An 11473-nucleotide genomic window follows, 5' to 3' on the forward strand; every position below is an offset into this window, starting at 1 on the left:
CCCACGAATCTTATGGATACGCCAATGAAAGGGATTGTTCCCGTTCATGAATCGACCGTTTCATACGGTACGTTAAACGGGAGGGAAAGTTTATGATCAAATTAGTCCGGAAGACGGCGCCAAAGCGCCCCCGGAGCAAAAAGGCTGTCCTGCGCGGGTTTGTCCTAGCGGCGGCGGTTCTTTTTATCGCGTCCGTTTCCTGGACCGCCTATGCCGTCAGCGCGCTCGACGTGAGCCGGCTGGAAAATCCGCTGCCGGAGCCGACGACGGTGCTGGATCGGTACGACCAGCCGGCATCCCAGCTCTCCGCTTCGAAAATCGTCCCGGTCCCGCTTGCGCAAATGCCGCTCGATTTGCGGAACGCCGTCATCGCCACGGAGGACCGGCGCTTCTATGAACATATCGGCGTCGATCTGTGGGCGATCGCCCGCGCCACCATACGCGATGTGGCGACCGGTTCGATGAAGGAGGGCGGAAGCACGATTACGCAACAGCTGGCCAAAAATATGTTCCTTACCTCCGACAAAACGTGGAGCCGCAAGCTGAAGGAAGCGGGTTATGCGGTCAAGCTGCATTTTGCCTATACGAAGGACGAGATATTGGAGCTGTATTTGAATACGATCTATTTCGGGCAAGGCTGCTGGGGGGTGCAGTGCGCCTCCCGGCAATATTTCGGCAAGGACGTCCAGGCGCTGACGCTGGAGGAATGCGCCGTGCTGGCCGGTTTGCCGAAGGCGCCCAGCGCCTATGACCCGATCCGCCACCCGGAGGAGGCGGCCGAGCGGCGCAATACGGTGCTGGCGCTGATGCGGGACCAGCACTTTATTTCCGATGCGCAGTATGCCCAGGCATCGGCCGGTCCGATCACGCTCAGCAGCTCCAAGCGGCCGTCGCTCAAGGGGCAATATCCGTCCTACACGGATTATGTGATCGAGGAGGCTTCCGAGCTTTACGGGTTTACCGAGCAGCAGCTGCTGACCGGCGGCTTGCTCGTGTATACCGAGCTTGATCCGGCGGCGCAGCAAGCCGCCGAGGAGGCGTACCGCCGGGACGACCTGTTCCCGAAGTCGCCGGACGACCAGCCGGTGCAAAGCGGGGCGGCCGTGCTGGACCCGCACACCGGCGGCATCGCGGCGCTGATCGGCGGCCGCGGCGACGCGGTGTACCGCGGCTTCAACCGCGCAACGCAGCTGAAGCGGCAGCCCGGCTCCGCGTTCAAGCCGATCGCCGTATACGGCCCGGCGCTGGAGCGCGGCTGGACGCCGGAGTCGCTGCTGTACGACGGCGAGCTGAACATCGCCGGCTACCGGCCCCGCGACTGGGACGGCGGCACGCGCGGCCAGGTGACGATGCGCGAGGCGCTGCTGCGCTCGTGGAACATCCCGGCCGTCTGGCTGCTGAACGAGATCGGCCTGCAGGCCGGCATCGACTACGCGGGGCGTGCGGGCATTCCGCTGGGAGCCGGCGACCGGTCGCTCAGCATCGCGCTCGGCGGCTTGTTCGAAGGCGTGTCGCCGCTGCAGATGGCGCAGGCGTACGGCGCCTTCGCGAACGGCGGCGAGCTCGTTCAGGCGCACGCCATCCGCAAAATCACGACGAAGGACGGCCATGTGCTCGTCGAAGCCGCACCCACGCGCAGCCGCGTAACGGCGCCGGAGCACGCGTACACGATGACGCGGCTGCTGCAGGCGGTCGTGGCCGAGGGCGGCGGCCGCCAGGCGGCGCTGCCCCGGCCGACGGCCGGCAAGTCCGGCACGACGCAGCTGCCGGACTTGCCGGAGTTTGCCGCGGCGGGCCGTGACGGCGCCCGCGACGCGTGGTTCGTCGGCTACACGCCGGAGTATGCCGCCGCCGTCTGGGTCGGTTACGACAAAACCGACCGCAGCCATTATTTGACGACGTCGGGCGGAGCCGTACCGGCCGTCCTGTTTCGAGAAATCCTGCAGCGGGCGCTGAACGGCGTGCCGGTGCAGGATTTCGCCGCGCCGCCGGGCTGGCAGCCTGCGGCGGGCGCTGCTGCGCCGGGCCCCGGCGGCTTGGCGGCGCCTCCTGCGGCAAAGCCGGAGCAGCCGGCTGCACCTCCGGGGCAAGCCCACGGCGGCGGCCCGAAGGGCAAAAAGAAGGGCCGGGATTAAGCATCCCGGCTCCTGAATTATCGCTGCTATACCTTTAGCTGGGGGCCCTTCGTTAAGGGAGCGAATCCGCCAAATTCACACTCTAACGGACATCAGCGCCGCTATTTTCCGTCATTTGCACGGATCTTGAATGCAACGGACTCCAGCGCCGTTATTGAGCAAAAAATACCATCCGTTTACGGTTTTTTCGCTCAATAGCGCCTCCCGGGTCCGTTACATTTTCAAATCGCCCTATTTTCATTAAATAACGGCTGCTCGGTCCGTCAGCAATACGAATGGGTATTCCGGGATCAATCTCAATCTATGGGCGTCCTACGCTATCGGGTTAAGCGGGGCCATAGCGGAACTGTGGTAACTATGGTTCGCTAAGTGGATCCATTTCGGATATTTTTGAAAAATTAGCGGTACTCAGGTGATCTATTGTCTGTTTTCCCACTCCTCAAGCCATTTTCTACCGATATATTGCCTCTCAGCTCCTTTATTTTTTTCAATGTGCCCATCTATCCGCGGATAGCGAACGTGTATTCCTCTTCGGTTTATATACCTATATACTACGATCCGTATGTATCCGTTAAACCGACACCCATTGACTGGGCATCTCATCCCAGCTAACTTCCGGTCACTTATTGCTCCGGTTAACCCCAGCACGGCAACTCTCTGTTCCTACAAAAACGGCCTTTACAACGGTTGATTCTCGTCTGTCCTACAGTCTTGTACTTTGTATGGACCAAAAAAACATGCAGCCCTGTAAGCTGCATGCTTCGGAACACCTTGACGTACGCCCGTTCAATCGTCTTTGTCTTTGTCCTTGCCTTTGTCCTTTCCCTTGCCCGGATGTTCGTCGCGTTTTTCCTTCGTCTTCTCGTTCTTATCGTCCTTTTCGGAATCGGCGAGTTTGCCGCCGGGCCGTTCATCTTCCGCGTCCCGGATGGAGGTAGACGATGCCGCGGAGGGCGGGGACATTTGAAATCCCTTAACCTCCAGCTTCAGGTTAAGCGAACGGTCGGATAAGCCTAGCTCCTTGGCGAGCCGCTGCTTCACCTGCTCCTCGGCGTCGGCTGCGGACAAATTGACGCCTGCAAGCCACTGGCGAAGCACCTGCTGCGCCTCATTGCCGTCCAGCTTGATGCGGGCGTGGTCCCCGGAATCGATATACAGCCATCCTTTGCTTTCGCCCTGCTTGCCTTCCAGCTTCGCTTCCAGGCGAATTCCGCTGCCGCGCAGCGACAGCTTCAGTTCGCTCCATACAGGCTGGGCCTGCCCGGTCCCAACGGAAGCCGCTGAGGACGCTTGACCCTTTTGGCCTGCCCCCGTCCCTGCCGCAGCCGATCCCGGTTGCGTTGCCGCCGCAGCACCGCTGCCCTGCGAAACGACACCGGAGCGTGCGCTTCCCGATGCGCCGGTGCCGGAGGAGCCGCTTAAGCCGGTGCTGCCGGGTGCCGCGATGCCGGAAGAAGCGCCGCTGCCCTGGCCGGCGGCTCCGGCGTTCGGCGAGCCTGCGGAGCGGGCCGTACCGGACGCGGCTTCCCCGGGGGCTGCTGTGGTCCCGGCTCCGCCTGTACCGGCCGCAGGTGCCGGCGACGGAGCCGCGCTTGCCGCTTTTATATAAGCAGCCTGCCCTTTGCTGTTCAATATGATGTCGAGCGTATCACCCGGCTGAAGATCGGACAGCGCCGCCTTTTTCCCGTTGCGGTATACCCAGACGGACGACGCGAGCGGATAGCTTTGATCCGCCCCTTGAACACGGACGTTCATCGTTTTCTGCTTGGCGTCCGTCCCGGCAAAGATGCCGCTCGTTTCCTGGGACACCTCCGCAGAAGCCGGACTATCGGCCATCCACAGGCCAAAGACAGCCAAAAGCGTACAAAATGCGCAAAGCGAAATGACGATCATTTTTTTCATGGAAAATCCCCCCGAACTTGCTGCTGCACCGCTTGCGGCGTATGGTTATACGATTCGTCGCCTTTGGCGATTTTCGGGGGGATTGATTGTGCCGCTGCGCCTATTCATCTCCCGCCTAAACAAGGGCGGGGGATTTTTTACAGAACCAGCCGCTCCCAACGGTTCTCGTTCGAAAGCAGCTTCGGATGAAACACCGGGGCCGAAGACGGTACGATGACGAGCCGGATTTTGCGGATCCATTCGTCAAACGACGCATACCCAGCGAACAGATTGGCCGTCCTCTCGGTCATATACACGGCGTGCGGGCCTGGGTACTTCTCCGTCAAAAAGCGAAAAGCCGTCTCCATCGGCGTATATTTTTTGCGGCGGCCCTCCCAGTCCTCGACCGTTTGGTACACCTCGCCCGATTCGAGTTCGCCGATCATCTCCTCCAATTCCTCGGCCCTCCGGTAAAAAGGCCGGACCGGGCCGGTGCCCATGCGCCGCACCGTCTCCTCGTGAAGAGGAAACCACACCAGCTTCGCGTACTGCTTTTCCGCAGCCCAGGCGATCACACGCTCGAAGTCGCCGCGCTCCCACCCTTCCATGCTGTCGTAGACGAACAGGCTGCCCTTTGGCCCGCTTTTTTGCTGGTTATTGTACCCGTAAGGGACGTGAAACGCTCCCCGCGCCATAAGGCGCACCTCCCTGCCTCACTGTTTTTGGTATAGTATACCATGGCCTGCCGTTTTCATTCCGCGCGAATCCCGGCTCCGTATAAATCTTTCTCCCGCTGCACAGGTTAAAGTTGGAACGATCAGATCACCTTGACCGAAAGGAGCGGCAGCAATGTCCGAAAATACCGAACATAAAGGCAACTACGAAGGCACCGCCCACATGGAAGCGGAAAACCAGGACATGGAATTCGTCAACGATACGGTGGAAGATGTGAAAACGACGAAAAATTTGCGCGGCGCGATTTTCAAAGAGAAGCAATAGCCGACAAGGCTGCCCTTAAGAGCCACCGATTGCCCGCAAAACTTGCTTGGCCCCATTGTTTCCTGAATGTATGCCAAAAGAGGACGGACGGCTGCACGCCGAATCGTCCTCTTTTTTTCCTGACCGGCCGGCAGCCACCCTCTTAAGCGGGGGACCACGATAGCGAAACTACGGTGCTCTAAGCGGTCGATTTCAGGTTATTTTGAAAATTAGCGGAGCTCAGGTGCTCTGTTTCCCCGACACACATGCCATTTTCCGCTGATTTAGCGCACCTTTAGTTCCTCTGTTTATTCAGAGTTGGGCATCTCCCGAAATAATAAACCCTGGCCAACCCGCGATTCCGCGCGAACGCGGATAACCTGAAGCACTCGGTCCGCCCCCTCTAGGGCTGCTCCTTCAAGCTCTCCCGCACCGCCTGCCAAGCGGCCAGCTTGCGCTCCAGCGGCATCGTGTTGGCCGGGCTCGACGACGGCAGCGCCGTCACCGTCAGCCGCCCGCGAATCTCCTCCGGCAAACGGACATGCTTCGCAAACAAGCGGGCCGCCGCCGTCCCGTTCAGAAACAGATGCGCGATGCGCGGGTGCTCGGTCAAAAACGCGGCGAAATCGCTCGCCACCGGGCACCGGATCGCGCTGTCCAAGCTCCCTTCGCGTTCGCAGCTCTGCAGCACGTCCCACAGCGCGATGCGGTGCCGCAGCGCGAACGCCAGCCGCTCCTCGTATGCCGCGTCCGGGGTGCCGCCACCGAAAAGCGCATACAGCAGAGGCCAAAAATGATTGCGCGGATGGCCGTAATACTGCGCTTTGGCAAGCGACGCCTCGCCGGGCATCGAACCCAAAATCAGCACACGGCTGCGGCTGTCCGCAACCGGAGGAAACGAGTGAATCAAACGTGCCCCTCCTCCCCATCCAGCGATTGCCGCAGCCGCTCCCACGATGCCGCGCGGTCCCGTGCTTCCACCGGCTGCTGCAGCTCGGCCAGCACGTCGTCGACATACGCGGTGCTCCGCATGCCGACGAGCACGCTGCCGACGCCCGCCGTGCTGCGCAGCGCGCGCACCGCGAGCCGGCTCAGGCTGCCGGCAGCGCGCCAATCGGCATCGGCAGCCTCGGCACGGGCGCGGATCGCCGCGGCTTCTTCGCGCGCCGCCTGCTGGTAATACAGCGTGATGAGCCGGAACGCCCGGTTCATCACGTCCGTGTACTCGCCGCTCCAGCGCGCGAGCTCGGCGTGCTGCGGCGCCAGCCGGAGCAGCGGCGCCATCGCCTGCTGCACGGCCGGCACGATGCGGCCGCGCAGGCTGTGCATCCACACCGCGTGAGCGCCGTAGGCGTGCCAGCGGCGCAGCAGCTCGCCGCCCTCCACGGGGGCGGCGGCTAGCCCTGCGCGCGGCAGCACGCCGCGCGCCAGCTCTTGCTCGAGCTCGCGCAGGCGCTCGAGCGCAGCTTCGACGTCGCCCTCCCCGACGGGGGGCGACTCCGGCACGTCCGCGAGCCGCGTCAAGCGGTGGCCGCGGTACGCGTTCAGCGGGCGATTGACGAGCACCGCGAGCTCATGCTGCTGCGCGAACTCGGCTGCGGTCAAGCCGCCGCGCTGATTGCGTTCCGTGAACGCACCGGTTTCAAGCAGGTTGGCCGGCAGTTGGATGCAGCGAAATCGATGGTTCGGCGAAATGCGCTCCGCAATGTCCCAGATCGCATCCAGCGGCGTATGCGCGAAAAACCCGGCCGGCGACGGAAACGTGTTCGAGCTGATGCCGTAGCAGCCGATCCGGCCGCGGTCCGCTTCGCTCTCCAAATGGCGGAACGCCGCCTCGATGCGGCGCAGATATTCCTCGCGTGCAGCCGCCGGGGATACGCCATGCGAGCCGGCCCAGTTCAAGTAGTATTCGGGATTATGCAGCAGGTACACGTCGATCGTGTCAAGCTGGAGCCTCTCCAGGCTGCGGGTGAGCTGATCCTCCAAAAACTCCGGGTGGATGCAGTGTTCAAGCCCTTCCGCATATTCGACCAGCTCGGGAAAAGGCCGCCCGGCCCGTTTGCGCTCCGCGCTCAAACGGTAATTTTCCCCCTGCAAATACCCGGCCTTGGACACAATCACGACGTGCTCGCGGCTTAGCCGCCCTTCTCCGATCTGCTCCGCGAGAACTTGTCCGATCAGCCGCTCGGAACCGCCATCCGCATAGTTGGCGCTCGTATCGATCAGATTGATCCCACGCTCCAAGCTGTGTCGCAGCGCCTCGCGATGCGCTTCCACGGAAGCGTCAACCCGATAGGAGCCAAATCCGGCGGCGCTCACCATAAGCCCCGTCCGGCCGAGCCGATGAAACGAAACGGAAGGGTGCGCCCCCGCCCATCGCGCTGTTCCCTCTTGCGTAGCTTGGCCCGCTATGTTTGCCAGCATCAGAACCCTCCTCTTTGTCGCAGCCTATTCATTGGTATAAATTAACAGTACTCCAGAGGCGAATTCCCGTCAAGCGGAAACGGTTTAGCTCTGAATGGTCCAAAAAAACGCCAGAAGCCGCTTCGGCTTCCTGGCGTTTTTAACGTTTACGGGAGCGGAGACCCCGCGTCGAACAGCGGCTGCAGCCGGTCCCGGAGCGCTCTTTCCAAATAAGGATCGATATGCAGAAACTTTTTGAACTCCAGGTATTCCTTGACCATCCGGGCTTGGTCCGAAGATCTGCTCTTCCCTTTAACGGCGCGGATCAGAATATTTTTCGGCGTATGCTCCATGTCGATAAATTCGACAAGCTGCGTCTTGTAGCCGACGATGTCGAGCAGCCTCGCCCGCACCGCATCGGTGGCCAGCGAAGCGAACCGCTCCTTGACGATGCCGTGGCCAAGCATCGGCGCAAGCACGTCGCTTTGCAGCTGCGGCATCAGCTCGTGCTGGCAGCACGGCACGGACAGGATCACGGATGCGTTCCAGCGCACCGCTTTCTCAAGCGCAGCATCGGTCGCCGTATCGCAGGCGTGCAGGGTGACGACCATATCGGCCTCTTTCAGCCCGCTGTACTCCGCGATGTCGCCGATCAGAAAGCGCAGCCGGTCGCAGCCGAGTTTCTCGGCCAAGCCGCCGCAATGCCGAATGACCTCCGCCTTGAGGTCAAGGCCCGTCACCTCGATATCGAGCCCCTGCACTTCCTTCAAATAATGGTATAAAGCGAAGGTCAGATACGACTTGCCGCAGCCGAAATCGACGATTTGCACGGTGCGGCCTTTCGGAAGGTGGGGGACGACATCCGCGATCATCTCGACGAAGCGGTTGATCTGACGAAACTTATCGTATTTTTTCGCCAGCACCTTGCCCTCCTCGTTCATGACGCCAAGCTCGACTAGGAAAGGAACGGGCGTCCCCTCCTCGAGCAAATACCTCTTCTTCCGGTTATGCGACAGCTCCGCCCGCTGCCTGGTCGCCGGCTTCTTCAGCACGGCCACCTTCATCTTTTTGCTGATCAGCACCTGGTAATCGGCCTCCGCCGTTTGATACAACGCTTGGCGGAAGGTCTCTTCCAGAAGCTCCAGCAGCCTCTTGCCGGTATCTTCGGGCGTCATGTTTTCGTGGGTCACTTTTTTGCTGTAATGATAGCTGAACTGGTAATGCAGCGCACCTTTCAGCTCCACCGGCTTGACCGTTACCTTGGCGAAGCTGTCCGGATCGCTTTTGCGCCGCTGACTGAGCGTGGCCTGAATGAGCGTACCGGCGGCCATCACTTCATCCGTCAGCTTGACTAAAGATTCCATAAAACATCTGTTCTCCGTTCTTAGTTGAATTTTGGCGCGAACCGGATCAATTTGTCGTCATCCGGCTTCGGCTGTCCTCGGCCGTCCCGGTTGTTCGTCATCACGTAAATGGAGCCGTCCGGCCCTTCGACGACGTTGCGGATGCGGCCGAGTTCGTCCTTCAGCAGCGTATCCACCTGCTTTACGGTCCGGTTGTCGCTGCCGAGCTCGATGCGCAGCAGCCGCGTGCCGCGCAGGCAGGCCACGAGCAGATTGCCTTTCCATGGGCCCCTGGAGACAAAAGTGATGCCCGACGGCGCCCACGTCTCTTCTTTGCTGTGGACAATCGGAGCAATCAGCTTGCCCGGTCCGAGTTTGCTTTTATCGTTTGCCGCCGGCTCCGTCCGGTCCCCCTCGATGTATGGCCAGCCGTAATTGCCGCCGGGTTCGATCCGGTTGATCTCATCGTGCGCCGACTGTCCATGCTCCGAGCTGAACAGCTCTTTCGTCACCGGATGCCACGCCAGCCCTTGCGGATTGCGGTGGCCGAGGCTGTATACCGGCGAGCCCGCAAACGGGTTATCCTTCGGCACCCCGCCGTCCGGCTGGATGCGCATGATTTTGCCGCCGAGCCGGGTCACATCCTGCGCCATCGGCCGGTCGTTCGCGTCGCCGTTCGTCACGTAAAGCATGCCGTCCGGCCCGAAGCGGATGCGGCCCCCGTCGTGAATATTTTCGCCCGGCAAATCGTCCAGCAGCACTTTATCGATCCGGGCCGCGTTATCCTTTTCCACGAGCCGGACGACCCTGTTTTTGATTTGATTCCCGCTGCGGTACGTATGGTACACATACATGTAGCGATTGCTCGCAAAATTCGGATCGAGCGTTATTCCGAGGAGCCCCGCTTCGCTCTTCGTATAAAACGTGTCGTTAAACCGGTACACCGGCTCCTCGCGCAGCTTGCCCTTCTCGATCACGCGTATCGCTCCCGGGCGTTCGGTCACAAAGATGCGCCCGTCCGGCGCGATCGCCATATCCCACGGCACGTCCAGACGATCCGCTACGAGCTGCCGCTCGTACGGAAACGAGTCCGACTGCTTCGCAGCGGGCGGCGTTTCCCCCTGCACCGGCCCGGTCACCGCTTTGTCGGCAGGAGTTTTCGCCTCGCAGCCGGATACCATCAGCGAGACCAACAGGCTAAGCGCAGACCCTAAAGTAACCAGATTCATCATTTTCCCCCCGATCGAAAAATTTGAAATATTTGCCTAAAGCCTCTATTCAAATGATATCAAAGCCGGCCGACGCAAGCAAAAAGGAGCCCCTTCGGGCTCCCTGAACCGTTTCATGCCGCCTTTATTTTCCCATATGCGCCTGCAGCATCCATACGTGCTTTTCCAAACTGCCGGCCACGCCCAGCAGCATATCGGCCGTAGCCGGATCGTTCGACGCTTCGGCTGCGCGTATGCCGTCCTTCAGCTCGCCGATGATGGCCGTGAAATCGGATACGATCGATTGCACCATCTGCTCGGCCGTTTCGCCGCCGGTCGCTTCCTTGATTGAAGCCGTCTGCGCAATCTCCTTCAGCGTAGCGACCGGTTTTCCTTTCAGCGCAAGAAGACGCTCCGCGAAATCGTCGATGATTTGCGACGCTTCGTTATACAGCTCTTCGAACTTCGCGTGCAGGGTGAAAAACTGCGGGCCCTTCACGTACCAATGGTAATTGTGAAGTTTCACATACAGCACGTTCCAGTTGGCAATTTGCGTATTCAGCACGGCGGTGACGTCTTTGGTCAGTACGGTTGTCATCCCGTCATATCCCTCCTTCCTCGCCTTAGTGTAACGCCGGGAAGGGAAAAATATGCCGTCCGTCAGAATAAGCTGGAGCTTTAGAAGTTAAAATTGTCCGGATCCGGGCCGAAACGCTTGTTTTGGTTCATCGAAGCTATCTTGTCCATATCCTCCGCCGACAGCTCGAAGCCGAACAGATCGGCGTTTTCGCGAATGCGGCTTTCGTTTACCGACTTCGGAATCGTCACGACGCCGTTTTGCAGATCCCACCGCAGCACGATTTGCGCCGGCGTGCGGCCGTATTTCGCGGCAAGCTCCCGCAAGACCGGATGATCGAGCGAGTTGCCCTGCATCAGCGGGCTCCATGCCTCCATCTGAATGCGGTGTTCCTTGCAAAACGCCAGCAGCTCGCGCTGCTGCAGCAGCGGATGATATTCGACCTGATTGACCATCGGCACGACTTCGCAGTCCGCCATCACATCCTGCAGATGGTGAATTTGGAAGTTGCTCACGCCGATCGCCCGCACCTTGCCGTCCTTGTACAGCTTCTCGAGCGCCCGCCACGTCTCCTTGTATTTGCCTTTAACCGGCCAGTGCACCAAATAAAGATCCACGTAATCAAGGCCCAGCTTGCGGCAGCTTTCCTCGTATGCAGCAAGGGTGGAATCGTACCCCTGGTCCGAATTCCATACCTTGGTGGTGATGAAAAGCTGCTCCCGGCTGGCCCCGGATTGCTTCAGCGCACGGCCGACGCCTTCTTCGTTGCCGTAAACGGCCGCGGTATCGATGCTCTTATATCCCGCGGCGATCGCCCATTGAACCGCCTGCTCGACCTCCCGGCCGTTATCTACCTTCCAGACTCCGAGGCCGACCCAAGGCATATTCACTCCGTTATGTAATGTCGTAGCCGATTGAAGAGATGTCGTCATGTTCATGACCTCCCGT

10 protein-coding genes are annotated in these 11473 nt (G+C 60.5%); 2 read left to right on the plus strand and 8 right to left on the minus strand.

Annotated elements, in window-relative coordinates:
* The first annotated feature begins 92 nt into the window (after positions 1–92).
* Complete coding sequence (locus MYS68_RS29340) at positions 93–2135, plus strand: transglycosylase domain-containing protein (RefSeq protein ID WP_248929198.1); 2043 nt, start codon at positions 93–95, stop codon at positions 2133–2135.
* A gap of 786 nt (positions 2136–2921) precedes the next feature.
* Here the strand turns inward: MYS68_RS29340 and MYS68_RS29345 are convergent.
* Positions 2922–4037 carry a hypothetical protein gene (locus tag MYS68_RS29345; protein WP_248929199.1) on the minus strand — a complete coding sequence of 372 codons (1116 nt, stop codon included), beginning with the start codon at positions 4035–4037 and terminating at the stop codon, positions 2922–2924.
* A 137-nt stretch (positions 4038–4174) separates the two neighbouring features.
* A complete protein-coding gene (locus MYS68_RS29350; RefSeq protein ID WP_248929200.1) occupies positions 4175–4711 on the minus strand; it encodes a hypothetical protein in 537 nt (178 codons plus the stop codon).
* 154 nt (positions 4712–4865) lie between these two features.
* On the opposite strand from MYS68_RS29350, the gene MYS68_RS29355 reads away from it, so the two are divergent.
* Positions 4866–5015: a hypothetical protein gene (locus MYS68_RS29355; protein WP_248929201.1), complete on the plus strand. Its 150-nt coding sequence runs from the start codon at positions 4866–4868 to the stop codon at positions 5013–5015.
* Between the two features lie 382 nt (positions 5016–5397).
* Here the strand turns inward: MYS68_RS29355 and MYS68_RS29360 are convergent, their stop codons facing one another.
* From MYS68_RS29360 to MYS68_RS29385, 6 genes are all read right to left on the minus strand, one after another.
* Positions 5398–5904 (minus strand): DNA-deoxyinosine glycosylase, encoded by a 507-nt coding sequence (locus MYS68_RS29360; protein ID WP_248929202.1) that lies wholly within the window; start codon positions 5902–5904, stop codon positions 5398–5400.
* On the minus strand, positions 5901–7418 hold the full coding sequence (locus MYS68_RS29365; RefSeq protein ID WP_248929203.1) for an aldo/keto reductase: 1518 nt from the start codon (positions 7416–7418) through the stop codon (positions 5901–5903). Before MYS68_RS29365 ends, MYS68_RS29360 begins: the two co-directional genes overlap by 4 nt.
* A gap of 146 nt (positions 7419–7564) precedes the next feature.
* Positions 7565–8761: a class I SAM-dependent methyltransferase gene (locus MYS68_RS29370; RefSeq protein ID WP_248929204.1), complete on the minus strand. Its 1197-nt coding sequence runs from the start codon at positions 8759–8761 to the stop codon at positions 7565–7567.
* 20 nt (positions 8762–8781) lie between these two features.
* Complete coding sequence (locus tag MYS68_RS29375; RefSeq protein WP_338043628.1) at positions 8782–9969, minus strand: PQQ-dependent sugar dehydrogenase; 1188 nt, start codon at positions 9967–9969, stop codon at positions 8782–8784.
* Between the two features lie 124 nt (positions 9970–10093).
* Positions 10094–10546 (minus strand): Dps family protein, encoded by a 453-nt coding sequence (locus MYS68_RS29380; protein ID WP_248929206.1) that lies wholly within the window; start codon positions 10544–10546, stop codon positions 10094–10096.
* 80 nt (positions 10547–10626) lie between these two features.
* Positions 10627–11457: an aldo/keto reductase gene (locus MYS68_RS29385; protein ID WP_248929207.1), complete on the minus strand. Its 831-nt coding sequence runs from the start codon at positions 11455–11457 to the stop codon at positions 10627–10629.
* Positions 11458–11473 lie beyond the last annotated feature (16 nt).

This window comes from Paenibacillus hamazuiensis (assembly GCF_023276405.1).
Classification (GTDB): domain Bacteria; phylum Bacillota; class Bacilli; order Paenibacillales; family NBRC-103111; genus Paenibacillus_AF; species Paenibacillus_AF hamazuiensis.